The organism is Aquimarina sediminis (genome assembly GCF_002895435.1).
Classification (GTDB): Bacteria; Bacteroidota; Bacteroidia; order Flavobacteriales; family Flavobacteriaceae; genus Aquimarina; species Aquimarina sediminis.
Map to the genome: position 1 here is coordinate 793197 of NZ_POYJ01000001.1, position 25400 is coordinate 818596.

General features: G+C 32.6%; 22 protein-coding genes. 15 read left to right on the top strand and 7 right to left on the bottom strand.

Annotated features, from left to right (window positions below):
- Positions 1-8: 8 nt before the first annotated feature.
- From C1X07_RS03530 to C1X07_RS03540, 3 genes are all read right to left on the bottom strand, one after another.
- Positions 9-1007, bottom strand: a complete 999-nt coding sequence (locus tag C1X07_RS03530; RefSeq protein WP_103068570.1) for an SDR family oxidoreductase — start codon at positions 1005-1007, stop codon at positions 9-11.
- Positions 1008-1394: 387 nt separating this feature from the next.
- Complete coding sequence (locus C1X07_RS03535; RefSeq protein WP_103068571.1) at positions 1395-2003, bottom strand: aspartyl/asparaginyl beta-hydroxylase domain-containing protein; 609 nt, start codon at positions 2001-2003, stop codon at positions 1395-1397.
- 245 nt (positions 2004-2248) lie between these two features.
- Positions 2249-4246 carry an alpha-ketoacid dehydrogenase subunit alpha/beta gene (locus C1X07_RS03540; protein ID WP_394335662.1) on the bottom strand — a complete coding sequence of 666 codons (1998 nt, stop codon included), beginning with the start codon at positions 4244-4246 and terminating at the stop codon, positions 2249-2251.
- 265 nt (positions 4247-4511) lie between these two features.
- On the opposite strand from C1X07_RS03540, the gene C1X07_RS03545 reads away from it, so the two are divergent.
- From C1X07_RS03545 to C1X07_RS03560, 4 genes are read left to right on the top strand one after another with little or no spacing between them, the layout of a single operon-like run.
- Positions 4512-5462: an isopenicillin N synthase family dioxygenase gene (locus C1X07_RS03545; protein WP_103068573.1), complete on the top strand. Its 951-nt coding sequence runs from the start codon at positions 4512-4514 to the stop codon at positions 5460-5462.
- A gap of 9 nt (positions 5463-5471) precedes the next feature.
- Complete coding sequence (locus C1X07_RS03550) at positions 5472-5801, top strand: translation initiation factor (RefSeq protein WP_103068574.1); 330 nt, start codon at positions 5472-5474, stop codon at positions 5799-5801.
- A 16-nt stretch (positions 5802-5817) separates the two neighbouring features.
- The gene (locus C1X07_RS03555) at positions 5818-6756 is read left to right on the top strand and encodes a DUF1835 domain-containing protein (RefSeq protein ID WP_103068575.1); all 939 of its coding nucleotides are present in this window, start codon (positions 5818-5820) and stop codon (positions 6754-6756) included.
- Position 6757: 1 nt separating this feature from the next.
- Positions 6758-7636 (top strand): nucleoside phosphorylase, encoded by an 879-nt coding sequence (locus C1X07_RS03560; RefSeq protein ID WP_103068576.1) that lies wholly within the window; start codon positions 6758-6760, stop codon positions 7634-7636.
- An 86-nt stretch (positions 7637-7722) separates the two neighbouring features.
- Here C1X07_RS03560 and C1X07_RS25215 read toward each other — a convergent pair whose 3' ends face one another.
- Positions 7723-7869, bottom strand: coding sequence for a hypothetical protein (locus tag C1X07_RS25215; RefSeq protein WP_206604207.1), 147 nt, complete (start codon positions 7867-7869; stop codon positions 7723-7725).
- 149 nt (positions 7870-8018) lie between these two features.
- On the opposite strand from C1X07_RS25215, the gene C1X07_RS03565 reads away from it, so the two are divergent.
- Positions 8019-8882 (top strand): substrate-binding domain-containing protein, encoded by an 864-nt coding sequence (locus C1X07_RS03565; RefSeq protein WP_103068577.1) that lies wholly within the window; start codon positions 8019-8021, stop codon positions 8880-8882.
- 474 nt (positions 8883-9356) lie between these two features.
- Here C1X07_RS03565 and C1X07_RS03575 read toward each other — a convergent pair whose 3' ends face one another.
- Positions 9357-10022, bottom strand: coding sequence for a uracil-DNA glycosylase (locus C1X07_RS03575; protein ID WP_103068579.1), 666 nt, complete (start codon positions 10020-10022; stop codon positions 9357-9359).
- 88 nt (positions 10023-10110) lie between these two features.
- Between C1X07_RS03575 and C1X07_RS03580 the strand changes: the two genes are divergently transcribed.
- From C1X07_RS03580 to C1X07_RS03595, 4 genes are all read left to right on the top strand, one after another.
- Entirely contained in the window at positions 10111-12285 is a 2175-nt protein-coding gene (locus C1X07_RS03580) for an endonuclease MutS2 (protein ID WP_103068580.1), read from the top strand.
- 114 nt (positions 12286-12399) lie between these two features.
- Positions 12400-14898, top strand: coding sequence for a PIG-L family deacetylase (locus C1X07_RS03585; protein WP_103068581.1), 2499 nt, complete (start codon positions 12400-12402; stop codon positions 14896-14898).
- A gap of 197 nt (positions 14899-15095) precedes the next feature.
- Positions 15096-16820, top strand: coding sequence for a sodium:solute symporter family transporter (locus tag C1X07_RS03590; RefSeq protein ID WP_103068582.1), 1725 nt, complete (start codon positions 15096-15098; stop codon positions 16818-16820).
- Positions 16820-17806 (top strand): Gfo/Idh/MocA family protein, encoded by a 987-nt coding sequence (locus C1X07_RS03595; RefSeq protein ID WP_103068583.1) that lies wholly within the window; start codon positions 16820-16822, stop codon positions 17804-17806. The genes C1X07_RS03590 and C1X07_RS03595 overlap by 1 nt, the downstream gene beginning before the upstream one ends.
- 119 nt (positions 17807-17925) lie before the next feature.
- Here C1X07_RS03595 and C1X07_RS03600 read toward each other — a convergent pair whose 3' ends face one another.
- Positions 17926-18768 (bottom strand): DUF2911 domain-containing protein, encoded by an 843-nt coding sequence (locus C1X07_RS03600; protein WP_103068584.1) that lies wholly within the window; start codon positions 18766-18768, stop codon positions 17926-17928.
- A 123-nt stretch (positions 18769-18891) separates the two neighbouring features.
- Here C1X07_RS03600 and C1X07_RS03605 point away from each other — a divergent pair, with 123 nt between their 5' ends.
- The 6 genes from C1X07_RS03605 to C1X07_RS03630 all read left to right on the top strand — a co-directional run bounded on the left by C1X07_RS03605 (position 18892) and on the right by C1X07_RS03630 (position 22898).
- Complete coding sequence (locus C1X07_RS03605) at positions 18892-19551, top strand: MIP/aquaporin family protein (protein WP_103068585.1); 660 nt, start codon at positions 18892-18894, stop codon at positions 19549-19551.
- A 95-nt stretch (positions 19552-19646) separates the two neighbouring features.
- Positions 19647-20003: a hypothetical protein gene (locus C1X07_RS03610; RefSeq protein WP_103068586.1), complete on the top strand. Its 357-nt coding sequence runs from the start codon at positions 19647-19649 to the stop codon at positions 20001-20003.
- Between the two features lie 62 nt (positions 20004-20065).
- Complete coding sequence (locus C1X07_RS03615) at positions 20066-20764, top strand: SDR family NAD(P)-dependent oxidoreductase (RefSeq protein WP_103068794.1); 699 nt, start codon at positions 20066-20068, stop codon at positions 20762-20764.
- 146 nt (positions 20765-20910) lie between these two features.
- Positions 20911-21276 (top strand): nuclear transport factor 2 family protein, encoded by a 366-nt coding sequence (locus tag C1X07_RS03620; RefSeq protein ID WP_103068587.1) that lies wholly within the window; start codon positions 20911-20913, stop codon positions 21274-21276.
- Positions 21277-21579: 303 nt separating this feature from the next.
- Positions 21580-22179, top strand: a complete 600-nt coding sequence (locus tag C1X07_RS03625; protein WP_103068588.1) for a transcriptional regulator — start codon at positions 21580-21582, stop codon at positions 22177-22179.
- Positions 22176-22898 (top strand): DUF3307 domain-containing protein, encoded by a 723-nt coding sequence (locus C1X07_RS03630; RefSeq protein WP_103068589.1) that lies wholly within the window; start codon positions 22176-22178, stop codon positions 22896-22898. The genes C1X07_RS03625 and C1X07_RS03630 overlap by 4 nt, the downstream gene beginning before the upstream one ends.
- A gap of 98 nt (positions 22899-22996) precedes the next feature.
- On the opposite strand, the gene C1X07_RS03635 is transcribed toward C1X07_RS03630, so the two are convergent.
- Positions 22997-25141: a C10 family peptidase gene (locus C1X07_RS03635; RefSeq protein ID WP_103068590.1), complete on the bottom strand. Its 2145-nt coding sequence runs from the start codon at positions 25139-25141 to the stop codon at positions 22997-22999.
- Positions 25142-25400 lie beyond the last annotated feature (259 nt).

Below are 25400 nucleotides of genomic sequence, written 5' to 3' on the forward strand. Positions count from 1 at the left end.
AATTGGAATTATTTTAGATTTTCCCAATACCATTTTACTGCTTCTTTTAATCCAGATTTTATATCAAATTTAGGGTCATATCCCAAAAAAGATTTAGCTTTATCTACAGATGCCAATGAATGCGGTATATCCCCTTTACGTTCTGGTCCATATTTCACTTCTACATTAGCAATTTCTGCGTCATATTCTGACAAATATTCTTTTAAAAGAGAAGTAAGTTCGCTTAAAGTTGTTCTTTCTCCAAAAGCTGTATTGTATACATTATTTAAAGCTTCAGGATTATCGGATGACATAGCGCGCAAATTCATCTGAATTACATTGTCTATATATGTAAAATCTCTAGAAAACTGTCCGTCACCATTGATTACCGGAGACTCATGCTTCATAAATTGCATTACAAATTTTGGAATTACAGCGGCATAGGCTCCATTAGGATCTTGTTTTCGACCGAAGACATTAAAATATCTTAATCCTACAGTATCCAAATCATAGGTTCTTTTAAAGTTATCTGCATATAGCTCATTAACATATTTGGTAATGGCATATGGTGATAATGGTTTTCCTATTTTCTCTTCTACCTTAGGTAATGCTTTAGAATCTCCATATGTCGAAGAACTTGCTGCATAAATAAAACGTTTTACCCCAGCATCTCTAGAGGCTACCAACATATTAAGAAACCCTCCAACATTAACATCATTTGTAGTCACCGGATCATTAATAGACCTTGGAACTGATCCTAGTGCTGCCTGATGCAATACATAATCAACATCATTACATGCTTTATTGCAATCATCAATATTTCTAATATCTCCTTCTATAAAGCTAAAATTTGGATTCTCTATACAAGCTGAAAGATTTTTTTTATGCCCGGTAGCAAAATTATCTAATCCAATTACGGTACTTCCTATATTTAAGAGTGCTTCGCAAAGATTAGAGCCTATAAATCCGGCTGCACCGGTTACAAGTATTTTTGAGGAACTAAGATGTTCCAATTGATTTGTGTTCATGAATAATATTTTAACCCCCTGTTTTTAAGTGCAAAAGAAAACTCTTTCGCATAGTCAGCGCGAAATTAAGATTTAGTTCTAGAACATACAACATAAGTTAAAGGGGATTTTACCCCTATTTATAATTTATAATACTTAATTTACTTCCAAATGTATTTCCAGACATTATCAACATAAATAAACACCTGAAAAACAAAAACTTAACCACTATTTAGTTTTATTTATTAACTATAACGTTTTCAGAATAAATCATAAAACAAAAAAAATGATGACACGTAAAATTAGCACTCTTTTTTAGCATATTTTATAGCCCTTTTCTGTCTCGATACCTCACTCTTACATCGGCTACATTTTGATTCTTTCAGGGAAATTTACTCATAAAAGATTCTAACCATTGGATGTCTGACTATCCCTGATCATTTTTCGCACCCATTCATTCGGCAACATATCAATAGTTAGGTTTACTCGCTCTGTATCACCATGGTTATCAATCCTATGTGGATCTGTAAGTTTTAGATACCAACACTCACCAGGTTGCATTGGTACCACGGTATTATTCAAGAAAAAATTAACTTTATCATTTTTAAAAACAGGTATAGTAAGTCTAATTACAGATTTCTCTATTTCTAAAGCCAAGGTAGGATCTGTATGCTCTTTTACCATTGAATTAGGCGCAAGACGTAACAATCTAACTAGAGTAACAGTAGTATGCTTACGAAAAGTATCAACCACACTCATAAGATATGGAGATTGCTTCAACTCATTTGTATCCAACCAATCCGTCCACGAACCATCTGCATAATCATCGGCAGGTGGAGGAAAAGGTAATGAAGTATCTACTAAATGCGCAGGGGATCTTAAAGGAATAACATTGTAATATTCAAAATACTCTATTTTTAAAGCTTCAAATTCTGAAAACATTTTATTCGCTTCAAAAAAGAAAGGTAATTTAATGCGGTCAAAACTCTCTGTTTTTGTATCTATATTCTGGATCATTATTCAACTTTTTTATTCATTACCAATTTATGTTTTCAGGATAAGATTCATTTTCTCTTTATTCTATTTACAAATTATTCTTACACCTTTGATTAATTAGAAGTCAATGTATAAAAATACAAGAGATTTTATAAAAGAAAAAGGTGAAGTTATCATTTTTCACCTTTCACTACAATACGTAACTATATAATTTCAATACATTTATCTTCTTTTTTCTTTAACCAAATAAAAATAATTATTATCCTCTAAAAACTTAACAATGACAACAACTCTTCTTCAAATCTATTTTTACCAAGATATTGACTTTCTAAATTAGAATCAAATGGGATTGGAGTTTGTAAGCTTGCCACTCGTTTTACTGGTGCATCAAGAAAAGTAAAACAATTTTCCATTATCAATGCAGAAATATCTGAGGCGATTCCTCCAAACAAACTATCTTCTTGTAAGATAATAACCTTACTAGTTTTCTTTACTGATTGATAAATCGTGTCTACATCCAATGGTTGTAATGTTCTCAAATCTATAAGATCAGCCTTAATGTTCGTTTGTTTATTAAGAACTTCTATTGCCCAGTGTACACCAGCGCCATAACTAACAATGGTAATATCATCTCCTTCTCTTAATACAGATGCTTTTCCTAATGGTAAATTATAATATCCTTCAGGTACTTCTTCTCGAATACTTCTGTAGAGCGCTTTATGTTCAAAAAACAATACCGGATTAGGATCTTCTATAGCAGTAGCTAGTAAACCTTTGGCATCATAAGGAAAAGCAGGATATACAACTTTAAGCCCTGGAGTTTTGGTAAACCATGCCTCATTTGTTTGACTATGAAAAGGTCCTGCTCCCACACCAGCCCCACAAGGCATTCTAATAACAACATCTGCAGATTGATCCCATCTATAATTTGATTTTGCTAATAAATTTACAATAGGATTGAATCCTGAAGACACAAAATCTGCAAATTGCATTTCTACAACGGCTTTATAATTATTTATAGATAGCCCGTATCCTGCAGAAACGATTGCCGATTCACAAATTGGAGTATTTCGTACTCTTTCTTTTCCAAAAGCTTCTACAAAACCATCGGTTATTTTAAAAACGCCTCCATATTCTGCTATATCCTGCCCCATAATCACAAGATTCTCATACCGATGCATACTTTCTTTTAGACCATCAGAAATAGCATCAATCAATCTAAGCTCTTTGGTTTTTACATTAGGTTTTGCTTCTGTATACTTAAATGTGGTATAAACATCATTTAACTCCCTATCCAAATCTACGTTAATAACCTCTTCTGTATTTGCCCGTTCCCAATGCGCTTCTATTTCTGTTTTTAAAATAGATTTTTTTTGAAGATTTTCACCGACAGAAATAACTTCTTGATCAATTAAGTAATTTTTATAATTTTCTATTGGATCTTTGGCTGCCCAATATTCCATTAGTTCTTTAGGCACATATTTGGTTCCACTTGCTTCTTCATGTCCTCGCATTCTAAAGGTTTTAAACTCTAATAAAACCGGACGTGGGTTTTGCCTTATACTTTTAGCTAGATTACTAACATTGTGATGAACATCAAGCACATTATTACCATCAATAATATGAGATTCCATTCCATAACCAGCTCCCCGGTCAGCAATATCTTTACAGTTATATTGCTCGCTAGTGGGTGTAGACAAACCATACCCATTATTTTCTACACAAAATAGGACAGGTAAATTCCAAACAGACGCAACATTCAGAGCTTCATGAAAATCTCCTTCGCTAGTCCCTCCTTCTCCTGTAAAAACTGCTGTCACTTTATTATTCCTTTTTAAAAGATTACCCATAGCAATACCACAAGCTATCCCCATCTGTGGACCAAGATGCGATATCATCCCAATGATATTATATTCTTGTGTTCCAAAATGGAATGAGCGATCACGCCCTTTGGTAAATCCGCTAGCTTTACCCTGCCATTGACTAAAAAGCCTGTATAAAGGAATATCTCTTGTTGTAAATACTCCCAGATTACGATGCATCGGTAAAATATACTCATCACTATCTAAAGCTGAAGTAATACCTACTGATATTGCTTCTTGTCCTATGCCTCCAAACCATTTTGATATTTTTCCTTGACGTAGCAATACAAGCATTTTTTCCTCAATAAGCCTAGGTTTAAGCATCTTGAGGTATAATGAAATAAGCTGTTCATTACTGTATTCTTTTCGATCAAAGTGCAGTTGTTGTTTTTCCTTTGACATGTTATCCATAGAAGAAAATTTGATAGGTAAATGTACTTATTTTTACATCAGAACCCGCATTACTACTACAATATTATTAAGTAGTTGTTAATTTTCCTGAAACAATTCTATGAATTAGTTAAATTTACTTTAAATTAGAGATTAGAGATTCAGAAATAATGAATTTGACTGATATTTTACAACTGTAAATAAATTTGAGTTCCTATTAGGTATTTTCTATAAAATACGCCTAATTTAGTATCTTAGACACACAAAGACTAGAGTAATGAATAATATACCAAGTGTAGATTTGGCTGATTTTTTATCTGATGAACCATCGCGAAAACAAAAATTTGTCAACGAAATAGGAAAAGCCTATGAAGAGATAGGTTTTGTAGCATTAAAAAATCATTTTTTAAGTGATGAACTGGTAAAAAACCTGTATAAAGAAATCAAAAGTTTTTTTGACTTGCCAATAGACACCAAAGAGAAATATGAAATCAAAGGTCTAGGTGGACAACGTGGCTACACCTCTTTTGGTAAAGAGCATGCAAAAGGGAAGAAAGAAGGAGATCTTAAAGAGTTTTGGCATTTTGGTCAAGAAGCAGATCCTGACGCCAAATTAATAGAAAAATATCCTCCTAATGTAATTGTAGAAGAACTGAAGAACTTCAATTCAACAGGAATGGAAACATATAAAATGTTAGAAAAAACAGGAATATATGTCCTAAGAGCATTAGCTCTTTATATTGGATTAGACGAACATTATTTTGATCATTGGGCAAGTAACGGAAATAGCATTTTACGTCCAATTCATTATCCTCCGATACAAGAGGAGCCTAAAGGAGCTGTTAGAGCTGGAGCCCATGGTGATATTAACCTTATCACACTATTAATGGGCGCTTCTACAGGGGGATTACAGGTACAACATAAAGACGGCAGATGGATCGACGCGCTTCCAGAAGAAGATGAATTGGTAATTAATGTTGGAGATATGCTAGAACGACATACTAATAACAAACTACGATCTACTATACATCGAGTTACCAACCCTCCTAAGGATCAGTGGGACAAGCCTAGATACTCTATCCCTTTTTTCATGCATCCAAGAAGTGACATGAAGTTAAATTGCCTGAAAGAATGTATTACAGAAGATAATCCAAAACATTATGAAGATATTACTGCTGGAGAATTCTTACATCAGAGGCTTGTTGAAATTGGACTAATAAAAAAATAAAACCTCCTTATGGATTTACAAGATCAATTAAAAAATTTATTCCCCGATCATCAAATCGAAGAAGAGGAAAGTGCACATGATGATAAAGATCAAATATGGATGCAGGATGATCCGATATTATGCAAATACGAAAAGCGAAAAGGAAAACCAATCACAATACTAGAAGGGTATACTGGAGCAGATGACGATTTTAAAAAACTTGCCAAAGAGCTCAAAACACGTTTAAGTGTAGGTGGAAGTTTTAAAAATGATGCTATAATAATACAAGGGGATTATAGAAATCAAATTATGGAAATTCTTAAAGAAAAAGGGTTTAAAGTAAAACGAGTAGGAGGATAAACTAATACATATCATTTTGGGGAAAAACACATTACATATTACCAACGGGGATAGCCTAACCAATAGACTAAAGGAAATAAATCTTGTTACTGGAGAGTTTTTTGTATGGCGTGAGATGTTATGTGAAGGTCCTACCGAAATCAAGATTGAAACAGAGAACTCCATAAAAACACGTAAAACCTTTTTGAAGAAATATTACCGTATCCCTCATTCTGATTATGAAGAAAAGTTTGTTTCTCAACTAAAAAAGCTAGATGATCTTTCTAAATACAATGAGATTATATTATGGTTTGAATATGATCTTTTTTGTCATATTAATATGATTGCAGCGATTAGCTTGCTTCTTCGCAAAGAGATTAAAGATACTCCCATTTATTTAGTTTGTAGTGGTCGAATAGAGCATGAGAAAAAATTGTTTGGTCTCTGCGAGCTATCTGATGCCTTATTAAAAGATCAATATCAAAATAAGATTCTATTAAATATTGATGACCTTGAGTTTGCATCACATGTCTGGACCTTATATTGCGAATCCAAACCTCAAAAAATAGCTGGTCAGATTAAAAGAAACTCTTCGTTTGAGTATCTTTCTATATGCCTAAGAGCCCATTTACAACGTTTTCCAAATATGCTTACTGGTCTTAATGTACTAGAACATAACATCTTGGAAATGGTAGACAATTACCAAATAAAAAATGTAAAACAACTTATGGGGTATGCTCTAGAATATCAAGGTTATTATGGCTATGGAGATATGCAAATGAAAAGAGTACTAGCAAGGCTTTTTCAGTTTTTAAACCAAACAAAAGATCAACTTCTTTTATCCGAAAGAGGAAAACTTGCTTTACAGCACAAGAAAAACTTTTATAATACTCAAATCTTAAATTGGTATTATGGAGGTGTCAAAAAATATGATTACCTGTATAACGATGAGACACACTCACTCTTAAAATTATAATATGGCTATAGCCAAATCTGAATTAATACTTAATGAAGATGGAAGCATCTATCACTTAAATTTAAAACCCAAGCATCTTGCTCAAAACATCATAACAGTAGGTGATCCAGATCGGGTTAACCAAGTTACCCAGTTTTTTGATAAAATAGAACTCAAAATCCAAAAACGAGAGTTTCATACACAAACAGGAACCTATAAAGGGCAAAGAATAACTGTTATCTCAACAGGTATTGGAACAGACAATATTGATATTGTACTTAACGAGCTTGATGCTCTTGTAAATATCGATTTTAAAACCCGTACAGTCAAAAAGCAAAAAACTTCACTATACATCACCCGTATAGGAACTTCTGGAGCAATACAACCAGATATCCGTATAGATAGTTTTGTTGCTTCAGAAATTGCTATTGGTTTTGATAGTCTTTTGCATTTTTATGACAGTGAACATATACAACTTCCAGAAATTTCTAATACTCTAGCAAAACATTTAGAATGGGATAAAAACAAATCAACACCCTATGCAGTGTCTTACGACAAAAAATTAGGAGATCATTTGATAAGTAACTCTATTCAAAGAGGAATTACTGTTACTAATGTTGGGTTTTATGGACCACAAGGAAGAGTCTTAAGAATACCATTGCAAGACAATAAGTTAAATCAAAAACTAGCTTCTTTTGAATATCAGGCAAATAAAATAACTAATTTGGAGATGGAAACCGCCGGTATATACGGAATAGCAAAATTACTTGGCCATAAAGCTATATCGATGAATGCTATCATAGCAAATCGTGCTACAGGAGAATTTAGTCAAACTCCTAAAAAAACAGTAGAGAAACTTATCCTATATACACTAAACAAAATAGCCAGTTTTGTAAAATGATATTTAATCACTTTACCAAAAACTTTAAATTACAAATAAAAAAGAATGAATCTAATATCCATCCTTTTTTATTGAAACAGAATATATTAACCAAATAATATTTTCAAACTAATTAATAAATTAGTGAGCAACAATACTGCAATAAATACTACAATACCATTCTCAATAGAATTATTTTTTAACTTCGTAACCTTTACATAAGTATTTTTATTTTTAAAAAAATTCTTTTTCATAGCAATATTGTTTTTATTTGGGGTTAAAACTTATTTAAAGATAAATCTCTTTTAAAAAATATTGATTCAAAGATAAGAAAAACAACAGGTTTTATCGTTAAAAAACATAAAAAATCGATGAAATACACTTTTATTAACCTTTAGATAGCATGAATACGATAAAAATAGGCGGTGTTCCTGAGCATTTTAATTTACCATGGCACTTAAGTATTGAAGACGGAAGTTATCTAAAAAGTAATATACATTTAGATTGGATAGAATACCCTGGAGGAACAGGGGCTATGTGTGAAGCTTTAAGAAATAAAGATATTGATATGGCTATAATTCTAACCGAAGGTATAGTTAAAGATATTATTGATGGCAATCCATGTAAAATTATACAAACTTATATTCAAACCCCTCTTATTTGGGGAATACATGTAGGAGCAAACTCTAACTATACAAACCTTTCTGAATTAGAAAACACAAAAGCTGCGATTAGTAGATACGGATCAGGATCTCATTTAATGGCATACATAAATGCACAAAACCAAAATTGGGATACTTCCCTCCTCAAATTTGAAGTTGTAAAAAATCTCAACGGAGCTGTGGGTGCATTAACAAATGGAGATGCTGATTATTTTATGTGGGAGCACTTTACCACAAAACCACTTGTCGACAATGGAACCTTCAGAAGAGTTTTGGACTGTACCACCCCCTGGCCGTGCTTTGTAATTGCTGTTAGAGAAGAAATACTTGACACCAAAATAGAAGAAATTAAAACTATTCTAAATATAATCAATAGAACTACCGTAGATTTTAAGCATATCCCCAGCATAGATAAAACATTAGCGCTTAGATATGATCAACAGTTAGAAGATATTAATAAATGGTTACAACATACAGAATGGAGTCAATCTCTCATCAAAGAAGAAACTCTTAATGAAGTACAAGATTATCTGTTCAATCTAGATATTATTAGCAAAAAAGTAAAACCTAAAAACTTACTTTTTGACGTTAACCCACCAATATAAGCTAAAAAAAAATGACAAAAACAATATTTCTAAGGTAGGGTTATCGCATTAAGAAACGTTATTTATTAGAGGGTATATAAAGGAATCGAGGGTAATGTTAAGATATACTTAAAATTAGTCACTCTTTTTTAGCAAATAACTAATTATTAAATATCTATAAAACCTATAGATATCCAAATAAAATATTTTTGTACATTTGCCGAGCCTACCCCAATGATATGAACTAATTATTAGGAGCATACGCAACCAATTAAAAAAGTATGCATCTAGTAGTTAACTAACAAATCTTTTATGGTAACTTTTTTAATAATACTAGTAGCTCTTGTCGCTTTCAACTTTATTCTACTTAAATTGAGTACGCAATCAGTTGACACAGACAAAAAGAAATTAAGATCTCAAAAAGCTAAGATCAATTCAATACAAGGTCAATCTTCTGATAAGTCGAAATCTTCGGAGATTCCTAACGCAGCATAATCACCAATTTATACTTACCTGATTTGTTTCAAGTAAATATTCGTTGGTTTTACTAAAATGTCTATTCCCAAACCAGTAACCTCTATTGGCACTTAATGGAGAAGGATGACCACTTGTCAATACATGATGTTTGGATCTATCTATTTTTGCACCTTTTTTCTTAGCATAACCACCCCACAACAGAAACACAACATTTTTCTTTTTGTCAGAAATTGTTTGGATAACAGCATCTGTAAATTGCTCCCATCCTTTATTTTGATGGGATCCAGCCTGATGTGCCTTTACTGTCAGTGTTGCATTTAATAGTAAAACTCCTTGTTTTGCCCAACGCTCCAAATTCCCGGTGGAAGGAAAAGGTAAGTTCAAATCGCTCCTAATCTCTTTAAAAATATTAATCAATGAAGGTGGCATATCAATACCATTATTAACAGAAAAACACAAACCATTCGCTTGCCCAGCCCCATGATAGGGATCCTGACCAATAATAACCACTTTAACATCATCAAAACTACAATAATCAAATGCAGCAAAAATTTCACTCCCCTTAGGGTAACAGGTGCCATTTTTATACTCTGTTTTCACAAAATCTGTTAGCTTCGCAAAATATGACTCATCAAACTCTTGTTTAAGCTCCTGATTCCATGAAGATTCAATATTTACATTCATATTGGTGTCAAAAAATTATATCAATTATGTATTTTTGCTCTGTTCAAAAATCGACCGAATATAACCCAAAAAAAGGGTAAAAAAAAGTATGATCCGTATTTCTAAAAAAACACTTGACGATCTTGAATTTGATACAATCCTTAATCAAGTTGCAGAATATTGCAATACTGATTTAGGAAAATCAAAAGTAGCACTTATTGTACCTTATAGTACTAAAGAGAGATTGCACATTGCATTGCAGGAAGTATTTGAGTATAAATCTTCTTTTCTAAATGATGCCCGTATTCCAAATCACGGATTTGATAGTATTAATAAAGAAATTCAGTTACTGAACATCCAAAACACATTTTTGGAAGCGTCGAACCTAAAAAGATTGGTTTCTATAAGTGCAACAACCAACGAATTACTTCATTTTTTTAGAAAAAATGAAGAGCACTACCCTACTCTCTACCAAACATCATCAAAGGTGTACTTCACCAAAGAAATTATTAATTTAATCGAAATAGTGATTGATAAATTTGGAGAGGTAAAAGATAATGCTTCTTCTAAACTACTTGTTTTAAGAAAAGAAATTAATAGTATACAAGGAAAACTAAACGGAAGTTTTGGAAAAGATTTATCTAAGTATAACAGTTTGGGGTATTTGGATGAAATTAAAGAAAGTGTGGTCGATAACAGAAGAGTTTTGGCAGTAGCCGCTATGTATCGTCGTAAAGTAAAAGGAGCTATAATGGGTAATTCTAAAACAGGAAGTATCGTTTATATAGAACCTGAAGCTACCCTAAAATATAGTCGAGAACTTAGTAACCTAAAATATGAGGAACGAGAGGAGATAGTAAAAATTTTAAAAGAACTCACTAACAGACTACGCCCATTTATAGATCTTTTGCAACAGTACCAAGAATACTTAAGCGACATCGATATTGTCTCGGCAAAATCCAAATATGCAGGCTTACTTAATGCTGTATTACCAAAAATCACAGAAAATCGAGAGCTAACTCTTAAAGATGCCTATCATCCATTACTATATAGAGCTAATAAAATAAAGAACGAGAAAACTCACCCCCAAACCATCACCTTAGATCAAAACAATAAAATAATTGTAATCTCAGGTCCAAACGCCGGTGGTAAAAGTATTACATTAAAAACAATTGGTTTACTACAGGTTATGTTACAAAGTGGCATGCTGATTCCCGTACATGAATACAGCCGTATGTGTTTGTTTGATGTAATTCTTACTGATATAGGAGATAATCAATCTATAGAAAATCATCTTAGTACATATAGTTATCGTCTAAAAAACATGAATTATTTTTTAAGAAAGTGTAATGATAAAACTCTTTTTTTAATAGATGAATTTGGTACTGGTAGTGATCCAGAACTTGGTGGTGCCCTGGCAGAAGCTTTTCTCGAAGTTTTCTATGAGCGTGGCTCTTTTGGGATTATAACAACACATTATGCCAACTTAAAGATGCTGGCAAACGAATTACCGAATATGAGTAATGCAAACATGCTGTTTGACTCCAAAACTCTTGAACCATTATTTAAGCTACATTTGGGCGAAGCAGGAAGTTCGTTTACATTCGAAGTTGCCCAAAAGAATGGAATTCCCTATAGTCTAATCAATAAAGCAAAGAAAAAAGTTGAACGAGGTAAAATTCGATTTGATAAGAGTATTGCAAATCTCCAAAAAGAAAGGTCAAAATTACAAAAAACAACTGCTGGATTAAAAACCAAAGAACAAAAAGCAGAAGAAGAAAAAGAACGTTTAGAAAAAACAAACCAGCGAATTCAACGCAAACTAGAAAGCTATCAAGAGCTCTATGATAGCAATCAACGAATGATCTATCTAGGTCAAAAAATAGACGATCTGAGTGAAAAATATTTTAACAATAAAAAGAAAAGAGAATTAATAAACGAGTTTATTAAAATTGTTGAAGTAGAAAATTCTAAACGCAAAAAACAGAGTGCAAAACAACGAACAGCAGAAAAAGCCAAAACAAAAAAAATCATAAATGAAGTAAAGGAAAAGGTTCAGGTTATTCGCAAAAAAAAGAAAGAGGAAAAGAAAAAAGAAGAGAGAATTATAGCCTCAAAGCCTAAAGTTATCTTAACAATTGGAGATCGAGTAAGAATGATTGACGGCAAGTCCGTTGGCACTATAGACACCATAGAAAAGGGGAAAGCAGTTGTTAACTATGGGATTTTCACCACTAATGTGGCTGTTGATCAACTAGAATTTGTAGAAAGAAAAAAGAAGTAATCTTTCGCAACATTAAAATTTGCTATGCTTGTTAAAGTATCCTTAAACGATAATTCTGAGAATTTTATCTTTATATATTTGGGGAAATTCAATTAAAAATTGCACCCATAAATCATGCGAAAATTACTTTTTGTAGTCTGTATTAGCATTCTATCACCTTTTGTTTCAAAAGGACAACAACCCAACAAACCTAACGCAGCAGAAATCCATCAAGCAATACAAAAACTTAACTTTTTAGGTTCAGTACTATATGTTGCTGCTCACCCTGATGATGAGAATACTCGACTTATTTCATATATGTCGAATAAGGTAAAAGCAAGAACTGCCTACTTATCACTTACCCGTGGAGATGGGGGACAGAATTTAATTGGACCAGAAATTAGAGAATTACTTGGAGTAATTAGAACACAAGAGCTTCTTGCCGCTCGTAGAACAGACGGAGGAGAACAAATGTTTACACGAGCCAATGATTTTGGTTACTCTAAACACCCTGATGAAACATTATCTATCTGGGATAAAAAAGAAGTATTAAGTGATGTAGTTTGGGCGATCAGAAAGTTTAGACCAGATGTAATAATAAATCGATTTGATCATAGAACACCTGGTACAACCCATGGACACCATACATCATCTGCTATGTTAAGTGCAGAAGCTTTTGATCTAGCGGCAGATAAAAACATATACTCGGATCAGTTGCAACTTACTAATGTTTGGCAACCAAAACGCCTTTTTTTTAATACATCTTGGTGGTTTTACGGTAGTCGAGAAAACTTTGAAAAAGCAGATAAATCTAAACTTTTAGAATTTGATACTGGAGTATACTACCCTGAAATAGGGCTATCCAATACTGAAATAGCTTCTTTAAGCCGAAGTCAACATAAATCACAAGGATTTGGCAGTACCGGAAGTCGAGGTCAACAGAGTGAATATATAGAATTAATAAAAGGCGAATTGCCTAAAGATAAGACCAATGTTTTTGAAGGAATAGACACCTCTTGGAACAGAATTAAAGGAGGAAAAGAGATAGGAAATATCCTAACACAGGTAGAAGAAAACTTCAATTTTAGAACTCCAGAAGCTTCGATTCCACAATTAGTAAAAGCATATCAATTAATTCAAAAACTGGAAGATATTCACTGGAGAACTATTAAATCCAATGAGATTAAAGATATAATTACAGCTGCCTCTGGGCTTTATCTAGAAATCGTATCTACAGAAGTTAACGCTACCCAAGGAAGTGAAGTAACTCTAAAAGTAGAAGCTATTAATAGAAGCACAAGTAATATAACTTTAAATTTTGTAAAAATTGATGCCATTGGAGTTAATGATTCATCTCAAAAAGCTTTAAAAAATAATATTAAAAGTAACTTTGAATTTATAGGAAGTATTCCTGAAAATTTTGACTACACCTCTCCTTACTGGCTCAATGATAAAGGTACTTTAGGAATGTACAAGGTTAATGATCAAAAATTAATAGGTAAACCTGAAACAGAACATGCTATCAAAGCAGAGTTTAACCTAACAATTGAAGGGGTTTCTATTCCCTTTATTAAAGATGTAGTATTTAAAGTAAATGATCCTGTAAAAGGAGAAGTATACAAGCCTTTTGAAATTATCCCTGCAGTTTCTGCAAGTATAAAAGACAAAGTTATCATCTATGCAAATGGCGCTTCTAAACAAATACCAGTAACTATAAAAGCTGGAAAAGCAAACCTAAATGGAAAAATAACACTCAAACATCCTGTAGGGTGGCAAGTAAATCCAACGGATATAAACTTTAATCTTTCTCAAAAGGGAGAAGAAAAAACCGTTGTATTCACGCTTACTTCTCCTGAGACTCAAAGCGAAGGTTATATTTCTCCAAAGATTGAAATTAACGGAAATGAATATTCTAAAGAAGTTGTAACTATTGATTATAACCATATCCCCTATCAAACAGTAGTTTTACCATCTAAAACCAAAGTCGTTCGGTTAAACATAAAAAAGAAAGGTCAGAATATTGGTTATATTGAAGGAGCAGGAGATGTAGTTCCCGAAAGTTTACAACAGATCGGTTACAAAGTAACTATAATAGATCCAGAATCTATTTCACCAGAAAACATAAAATCTTTTGACGCCATTGTTGTTGGAATAAGAGCTTACAACACCATTGATCAATTAAAATTTAAACAACAATACCTACTAGACTATGTTAAAAATGGAGGGAATCTTATTATCCAATACAATACTAATCGAAGATTAAAAGTAACTGATAATCTAGGTCCATACCCTTTCAAACTATCAAGAGATCGAGTAACCGATGAAAATGCAAAAGTTACTTTTTTAACTCCAGAACATCCAGTTCTTAATTCGCCAAATAAAATTACCCCTGATGATTTTAATGGATGGGTACAAGAACGCGGACTATATTTTCCTAATGAGTGGTCTGCCGATTACACTCCTATTTTATCAACAAAAGATAAAGGAGAAAGTATAAAAAAAGGATCACTTCTAGTAGCACAATACGGAAAAGGATATTATGTATATACAGGATTAAGCTTTTTTAGAGAATTCCCGGCTGGAGTCCCTGGTGCATACCGCCTTTTTGCTAATATGCTATCTCTAGGAAAATAATTATACAAACAATAAAAATTAGCAACTTAGATATGGAAGAGGTTAAACAAAAATTAAAATGGAAAAAGCTATACACTGCTGTACTTATTGCTAATGCTATATATATAGTATTATTCTATTTAATCACTAGTAGTTATTCTTAAAGAATATTCTTTAAAAAACATCAATCACTCAACAACTAATTTAATTAATCAATTATGCAAATCATTGACTGGATCGTTCTACTCGGCACTTTACTATTTATAGTGTTATATGGAGCATGGAAAACCAAAGGAAGTAAGAACGTAAAAGACTATATACGAGGAGGTAATGATGCTCACTGGTGGACTATTGGCTTGTCAGTAATGGCAACTCAAGCCAGCGCTATTACCTTCCTCTCTGCTCCTGGGCAAGCTTTTCATGATGGAATGGGATTTGTTCAATTTTACTTTGGAGTCCCAATAGCAATGGTTGTTATCTGTATGGTTTTTATCCCAATATATCATAGACTTAATGTATATACTGCGTATGAATATCTAGAAAGCAGATTTGATCTTAAAACTCGAAGCTTAACCGCCATTTTGTTTTTAGTACAAAGAGGACTAGCCGCAGGTATAACTATTTTTGCTCCTTCTATCATACTATCTTCAGTATTGGGATGGGATTTGACAACTTTAAACATTATCCTGGGAATTCTTGTTATAATATATACAGTATCTGGAGGTACAAAAGCGGTTAACATAACTCAAAAGCAACAAATGGGTATCATTTTTACAGGTATGTTAGTTGCCTTTTTTATCATTATTAGCTATCTACCAGAAGGGATAACATTTTCTAAAGCCTTAGATATAGCTGGAGCCAGTGGAAAAATGGAAGTGCTTGATTTTTCTTTTGATCTTAATAATAGATATACTATATGGAGTGGAATTATCGGAGGAACATTTTTAGCACTCTCCTATTTTGGAACCGATCAGAGTCAAGTGCAAAGATATCTAACAGGCAAATCAATAAAAGAAAGTCAACTTGGACTACTATTTAATGGTCTACTAAAAGTACCTATGCAATTTTTTATCTTGCTTGTTGGTATTATGGTATTTGTTTTTTATCAATTTAACGCTTCACCACTTAATTTTAATCCAGAAGGAAAAAAAGCCGTTATAGATTCGGAGTATATAGAACAATATACTTCTTTAGAGAATAAACTTAATAAAATCCATAACTCTAAAGATGAAGCAATTAAAGAATATCTTTCCGAAAAAGAATCAGGTAAGACCGAAACTTCTGATCATAAGATTTTAATTCAAGAACTTAACAAAAAAGAAAAAGAAACCAGAGAAGCAGCCAAAGAATTAATAAAAAAGGCTAACCCTGATGTAGAAACCAATGATAAGGATTATGTATTTATTCATTTTATACTAAATAATCTTCCGAGAGGGCTTATTGGCTTACTACTGGCGGTAATTTTATCGGCCGCCATGTCTTCGACAGCATCAGAATTAAATGCTTTAGCTTCGACAACAGCTATTGATCTTTATAAAAGAAATGTAAAAGAAGAAAAGAGTGATCAACATTATGTCTCTGCTTCTAAATTTTTTACGCTCTGCTGGGGTGTATTAGCAATAATTGTCGCATGTTTTGCTAACCTATTTGATAACTTAATTCAACTGGTTAATATTATTGGTTCTATCTTTTACGGAAACGTATTAGGCATATTTTTATTAGCATTTTTTATAAAATTCGTGCACAGCAACGCTACTTTTATAGCAGCTCTTATCACCCAGGTTGCTATTATTTTAATATGGTATTTTGCGATATTTAGATTAGAACAAATGGGATTAAAACCATATGTTGGTTTTTTATGGCTTAATCTTATTGGTTGTGTTCTTGTAATGGGTATTGCCATTATTATACAACCGATGATAAAATCTAAAGTTAAAGCATAATGAATTCAGAAAGAATTATTAACTGGGGAATATTGGGTTGTGGTAAAATTGCACATTATTTTGCTACGGATCTAAAGCATGTCCCAAATGCTAATCTATATGCCGTAGCAAGCAGAAGCCTTGAGAAAGCTAAAGCTTTTGGTAATGATTATGAGGTCTCTACTTATTATGACACCTATGAAGCATTAAGTAAAGACCCTAATATCGATGTAATATACATTGCCACTCCTCATGTTTTTCATTATGAAAATGCAATAATGTGCCTTAACAATAAAAAAGCTGTTTTGTGCGAAAAACCATTTGCTATGAATGCATTGCAGGTTAAGAAAATGATCTCGACTGCAAAAGAAAGCAAGGTATTCTTAATGGAAGCGCTATGGACATATTTTCTACCACATTATAGATATGTCTTAGATTATATCCAATCAAAAGAACTCGGGGATATAAAAACACTAAAAGCAGATTTTGGATTTAGAGCTCCTTTTGATTCCCATGGTAGAGTATTTAATAAAAAACTTGGCGGTGGAAGCCTTCTTGATATAGGTATCTACCCATTGTTTGCTGCCCTAAGTATATTAGGGTATCCAGAAGAAATACTCGCACAAGCCACAATAGGAAAAACAGGAGTTGATGAAGATTGCGCTATGCAACTTCATTACAAAAATGGAGTAAGCGCTTCCCTCTTTAGCACGGTTACCGAAGAAACTGCTACCGAGGCAATCATTGAGCTAGAAAAAGGAACGATAACAATCAATAGCCAATTTCATAAACCTTCTTCTGTTACTATTGTTAAAGAAGGAAAATCTAAATCTGAATGCATTGAATTTGGAGTGACTACCAATGGATATAATTTTGAGGCGATTCATGTACAAGAAATGCTACTTCAAAATCGTACTGAAAGTACCATCATGAGTTTTGAAAAAAGCCTACAGCTTATAGAGCTTTTAGATAATGTAAGAAACAAAATAGGACTGCATTACGATTAAAACCTTATTGTTTCTTAACATTATTTATCTATAAATAAAAAGTTTGTATGATACAAAAAAGCGTTCTGAGATCTCAGAACGCTTTTTAGGTGATTTATGTGTTATTAAGAAAGAGTATCTTATTTTCCTCCCCACTCTGCAATAGAATCTTTATTCATTTTTACATAGTCAGCATTTCCTGCTTTTTCTGCAAGTTCTAGTGAAGTTTTTGCTGCCTTTATTGCTCCTGCCTTATCTCCTGATTTTGCATAGATTAAAGATTGTTGTCTATGATACCAAAAAGCCGGTTCTTTACGAATAGAAATTGCCTTATCAATATTTTCTTTGGCTTTAGCTATTTCTCCTATTGCTTTATAAAAAGTTGCCGCTTGATAGTGATCATTAGCAGATGGACCAGCCATTGCTTTTTCGATACTAGCTATTGCTTTTTCTTTAGAAGGAACTTCTAATTTAACTGCAGCTTCAGTATTTGCCCATAAAAAATTAATAATTGCAGAATCCATTTTAAAATCACTAAACATAATTGTAAATGTCTCTACATTCATAGGAATAGTATTTGCTTTTACTGTTACTTTGGCTCCTACTTTTGCATCATCCCATTTTTGCGGGGTTCCCCAATTATTCGCATCACTATAAAAAATCACTTCCCAATTTTCTTTTCCTGGCTTAGTAAATATAGCATACGTTCCTTTTTTAAGTTCTTTTCCTTCTACCTTTACATCATCACTAAAAGTAATTTGTGTATTCTTATTAGCACCAGTTCTCCAAAGTTTATCATAAGGCACTAAATCTCCAAAAATAGTTCTTCCTTTCACACTAGGGCGTGAATACTCTACAGAAACATCTGTTAACCCTACAACTTGCTCTATTTTTGAAGTTGGACTAGGTTGCGGTGTTTTTACCTGAGCCTTTATCCCAAAAGATAATAAAGCCACAGAAAGAAATAATAAAGTCTTTTTCATTGCGTTGAATTTATTTGTTTTTTTGAATTATTATTGACGAAAATAAGAATTACACGTGCATTTAGAGTTAACAAAAACTTAAAATAAGGATAGTTATATTTGTTCTCATTTTAAGAGTAATTCATGAGAAAATATATTTCAGAAGTAATAGGGACATTTAGCTTAGTCTTTTGTGGTACTGGGGCCATGGCGATTAATGAAGTTACAGGTGGCGACATTACTCATGTTGGTGTAGCCATTACCTGGGGGCTTATTGTGATGGCTATGATCTATGCATTTGGCGAGATATCAGGTGCCCATTTTAACCCAGCTGTGACTATTGCCTTTGCTTATGCAAAAAAATTCGATTGGAAAGAGGTTCCCAAATATATTATGGCCCAATGTATAGGAGCCATACTTGCTAGTAGTGTTTTGCTTTTCTTGTTTCCACAAAGTGAATACCTTGGAGGGACCTTGCCAGTTCTTGACGATTTAAGGGCATTCGTCTTAGAACTATTACTTACCTATTTTCTTATGGTTGTTATTATTAATGTCTCGACCGGTTCTAAAGAAATCGGTACTATGGCTGGTATTGCAATTGGAGGTGTAGTATTACTCGAAGCCATGTTTGCTGGTCCCATGACCAAGGCTTCTATGAATCCTGCAAGATCACTTGGTCCTGCTTTATTATCAGGTCACTGGGAGCATCAATGGCTTTACTTTACAGCTCCGGTTCTTGGAGCGTTATTAGGTGTACTAACTTGTAAATTAGTAAAGCCAAAGAATTGTTGTGATGACTGTTAGCCTGCAATATTTTTTGTTCTTGTAACATAAAATCTATTAAATTAATTCTTTTTAACATATATTTACAATTAAATAAACCATACCCATATCCCCCAATGGAGCATTTTACGAATGAGTTTTGTGAAATAGAATTATACCATCAATATGTTATAGTTACTATTAATGAGAATATCGAGTTTACACTGGATAAAGCTTCAATAATAAGAGAAAAATTACGTAGTCATTATAAATCTAATGACTTCATTCTTATAAGCCACCGTAAGTATAAACATCAAATTTCCTCAGAAGTCTATAAACATGGGCAGTTGGATAATATGAAAGGGCTGGCAATTGTTTCTAGTAGTGATGAGGAGAGGGATAAAGCAATCATTGAACAACCATTGTTTAATAAGCCTTTTACCTTTTTTAGTACAATTGAAGAGGCTAAATCTTGGGCAGAAGTATTTTTTTAGAAATAAACATAATACCAACCTCAAAAATAAAAGTCAGTACTTCTTTTTTTAAATCCAACGTAATGAGAAAAAATATTCTACTTATTGGTGGTAGTCATGGTATCGGTTTTGAAATAGCACTGAAGCTATACAATGACCATAATGTTTTTATTGCCTCAAGAACCTCTGAAAATCTAGGTAACCTTGAAGTCACTCATATACCTTATGATGCCTCAAAAGATGAGATTGAAACCTCAACCCTTCCTGAAAGGATTGATGGATTTGTATACTGCCCAGGTAGTATTAATCTAAAATCATTTGAAACGCTTACTCCCGACATCTTTGAAGAAGATATGCAGATCAATTTTATGTTTTTAATCAAAATCATACATACATTACTCCCTAAACTAAAGAATTCTGAACAAGCAAGTTTGGTTTTTTTTAGTACTGTCGCCGTAAAAATAGGGATGCCCTTCCATACTAGTATTGCAGCTGCAAAGGGAGCTATTGAAGGTTTTGCAAGAGCATTGGCTGCAGAATATGCTCCCCAATTTAGAGTTAATGTTATTGCTCCTTCTTTAACTGATACGCCATTATCAAAAAAACTATTAGGAAACCATAAAAAAAAGGAACTTATGGATAATCGTCATCCGATGAAACGTGTTGGACAGGCAGAAGATGTGGCCAATATTGCTCGTTTTTTATTGAGTGATGACAGTAGTTGGATTACAGGACAGGTTATAGGAGTTGATGGTGGGATGTCTACTTTAAATGTAAACTAAGGACTTATTCCTTTTGTTTTGTATTATACTCTCAATGCAATTAGTAATCAACTGATTTCCAAATTATATCATTTCTTTATCGCTAAAAATTGAAGTTTTTTGTAATTTACATATCACAATTTACAAACCAATAAAATTTTGATATAATGAATACACAAGAAGTAGCCACTCGTTTAGTTGAGCTTTGCCGTCAGGGAGAAAACATGCAGGCTCTTAAAGAATTATATGACCAAAATATAGTAAGCAAAGAAATGCCGGGAACACCTAATGAAATTACATCTGGTATTGATGCAGTAGTTAAAAAAAGTGAAGATTGGTATGCCTCTGTAGAAGAATTTCATGGTGGAGAAGTATCTGAACCTGTTGTTGCCGAAAATCATTTTAGTTGCACTATGAAAATGGATTGTACTTTTAAAAAACAAGGACGTATGCAAATTGAAGAAGTCTGTGTATATCAGGTTAATGATGGAAAAATTACCGCAGAACAATTTTTTTACTCTATGCCGAACTAGTTAGAAAACTAAAAAACACCTATCAGCATTAACGTGTACATAGAGTTTCTTTCATGTGCCAATACAATCTCTTCTGATATATTCACGTTACTAGTTACATATCTTATTATGATTGTTTGTTATGCCTCTTTATTATAATGGATTAATATCAACATCAATTGTATTTTTAATGAATGTTTGTGATTATCGAGTTTTTAACCGATATTTACAATTATTGACTAAAAAGTCAATAATCTAAATTATTGACTAAAAAATCAATAATTAGCATTATTGATAAGAAAAACAATTTATTATAAAATATTTATGACCAGTATACTAACAGGTGATATCATAAATTCTAGAAAAATTGAACCTCAGCATTGGATGCCAGTCCTCAAGGCAGAACTGAATAAATACGGATCCCAGCCTTCACAATGGGAAATCTATAGAGGTGATAGTTTTCAACTAGAAGTTTCTCCTAGTAAGGCAATAGAAGTCGCAATACTTATAAAAGCAACTATGAAGCAATTTAAGCCCCTTGATGTCAGAGTCGCCATTGGTATTGGAGACAAAACATATACCTCAACAAAAATTAAAGAATCTAACGGGAGTGCATTTGTTTATTCTGGTGAATGTTTTGAACAATTAAAAAAACAAACTATCGCAATAAAATCTCCTTGGGAAACTTTTGACAAAACCATAAATTTAATGCTTCAATTAGCGTTACTCTCTATGGATTATTGGAAACCCGCATATTCTACAATCATTAAAACAGCATTGGAGTATCCAGAAAAAACTCAGGAACAAATTGCTCATATATTAGGCAAAACCCAAGGTACAATTAGTGTTGGCTTAAACAGAGTCGGTTATGACGAAATAAAAAAATTAATTACTTATTATAAAAATTATATACAAACTAAATGATCGCACTGATCCTAAAACTAACATTATCTCATTTAATGGGAGATTTTTTATTCCAACCGCTTTCTTGGGTAAAGGATAAAGAAGAAAAAAAGTATAAATCTATTTATTTATATCTGCATATTCTAATACACACTTTACTCCTGTTTATATTGCTTCAATTCAATATCAAATATTGGGTAGGGATATTATTCATAGTTTTATCCCACTTTTGTATAGATATATTAAAAATTTCATTAAAAAATCGTTTTAATCAAAGAATCTTGTTTTTTGGAGATCAGGCACTACACCTAATTATGATAGGATTTGTAACCTATTATTATTACCCGTATGACCTTCCTTTTTCATATTTATTTACTCCAAAATTTATACTCTTTATAACCTCTATTCTAATAGTTACTATCGTCACATCCGTCATCATGAAAACGATTATTTCTAAATGGGACATCGAAGATGATCGAGATTCATTAGAAATGGCTGGTTCATATATTGGGATGCTCGAAAGAATACTAATTTTTGTGTTTATAATCAGTGATCACTGGGAAGGCATTGGGTTTTTATTAGCAGCCAAATCTGTATTTCGCTATGGGGATCTTTCTAAAACCAAAGACCGAAAACTTACAGAATACATCCTTATAGGTACACTTATTAGTTTTGGTCTAGCCATGTTAACAGGAATAGGATACAATTATTTTCTAGAATTGATACCTGCCAATCTGTAACAATTACTTAAATAAACAACAAAATCAAGTTACATAATCAAAAGAAAAAAGGCTGCCCAAAGAATTTTAGGCAGCCCTTTTAATATGATACTTTATACCTAATCAATGATTAGTTTTTTCACTTGTGTTTTCTGTGATGAAGTAGTCATTCTAATAAAATAAAACTCTTCAGACAATTCGGTTAGATCAAGTTTTTCTTTATGCATTCCTTTATTCATTACCTTATTAACTAATACCCGATGATATGTCCCTTTAACATTTAGCAATTCTATTCTTACATTCTCCCTTTTTGGTACAAAAAAGTTGATCGTAGTTTCTATTTTTGCAGGGTTTGGGTAATTATAAAAAGTTGAGGTTGATCTATTTTCTTCTCTTTTAAAAACTCCAACAATTACATTTGATTTTTTAGTCCCTTCTTCAAAGTGTATGTTATCTAACCAAACACAATCACTTCCGCTACTTACAGAATAATCCTTCTTATAAATCCAGGTCAAAACATGATCTCCTGCATTAACTGTATAGCTCACTTCATTCCAATCGATATCTCCACTCCATCTATTCTTTTCTTCTCCATCAATTTTGAATATTAAAAAGTCATAATTCCTCTCTGAAGAAACTTTATAATCAAACTTAATAACAGCCTCCTTAATAAAGCTTTTCTTTACAGATAATTGAGTTTGCTCATTATCAACAATTCTCAAAGATTTTGCACTTACACCGTGATTAGAGTCCAACGCAACCAAACTCCATTCAGGATTATGAATAAAACTAAAATCAGCCTGACTATAATCATTGGTTTCAAAATCTACGATTGAAGGTTCATTAGAAGAGCCTCCTTCTTTTACTTCTATCTCAAATATCTGATTGTTGGATATAGCTGCATCTTTTACTTTTAATTCTATTGTATATCTCCCAACATCATCAGAAGTTGGAGTTCCTGTAAGCCTATAACTATTGTTATCCGATACAATTTGTAACCATACAGGTCTCTGAACAAGCTCTATCTGTAACTCATCGCCATTCTCATCAAATGTTTGGATTGCATACGTATATTCCTTATCTACCTGTGCTTCTGCAGAAGGAATAGAAGTAATAATCGGAGCCATATTTCTAGGCTTCAGATTAATAATAGCAGAATTATTCTCTACCCAATTATGATCTCCATTATGAGTAATCATTTCGGTTAGGTAGAAATAACCATTAGATCTACCTCCCCATCCCCAATTGATATGAAAATAATCTCCCTGGTCGGTTATCTGATAGCCATCCAAAGCAAATAAATGTCCTGCAGAGGTAGTAAGACTACTTCTTCCGGCATACAAAACTGGTCTTTTAGCCTCCAGCTCTCTTTTCATTATAGTATTCCAATCGGATTGATTGTAAGAATATCTATAAATCTGACGAGCACTTTGATCATACTTAAAATATCTTTTCAATATATCCTGAAGATTATAAGTATAAGCACCAGAAGAATTGGCTCCATAATTCATATTTACTGCTACTCCACAATGATATAAAAGTTTTGCATTTTCTTGATCAGGAACATCTTTAGACATTTGATCCCAATGATAAGTTGTCTCTCCAAAATTAACAGATAGTTGACCATACTTGCTATGAGAATAGGTATTGGAGCCGGAGCCGGTTTTAGGAAACTCCCAGTATCTCAATACTTGCCCCATGGCAGTTGCTACACACCCTACCAAAGCACGTCCATCTCTTCCTTCAGGATCTTCTGGGCATTGTTTGTTCCACCCGGATCCCTGACTGTATTTAACATCTGCCATAAACGGAATCACCTGAGTAACCCTGTTCTTTGCAGACTTCTGCTTTAGGCTTTTCCACTCGGGAGATACATAATTAGATTTAGAAGTTTTACCTATCAATACCTGATTATAGACGTACTCCTTATATTGTTCCATCCAAGAAACAATAACAGGATTATGATTAGATAAATCCAATAAATTTTCATCAGAATACCCTAAAATAGGCTTGGCTGCATCATCAGCAGAGACAATTACAAACCCACCTTCATTGTATTCAATTAAATAATAGGCTGTAATACCTTTATAGGTAACTTCATGTACATTTTGTACACTTTTTGCATTAGAAGATTTAAGATGGGTACTTCCATTAACCCAATTGTTGGCAACATCAATAGCTGTTTTTTTGTCTATTGAATTGGCGTTCATTCTGAAGAAAAAAAAGCATAGAATGACTACTGAATAAGATAATAATCTTTTCATTTAAGTTGGTTTTAATTAATATAATTTATTAAATATTAATACGAATTTAACCTCTCTAACTTTAAATAATTAATTATCCAACTAAAAAATTTAACACAAAAATACTAGTAAAACACCATGTATTATATCGATTTAACCAATTACAACCAACATATAACAAAATTGATTTTTGCAATAGCAATTTTGGTAATGTATCAACAAAACAGAAAATAAAAAAGGGGAAAATTCCCCGTTTCATGTTTTAAAAATTTTCATTTCA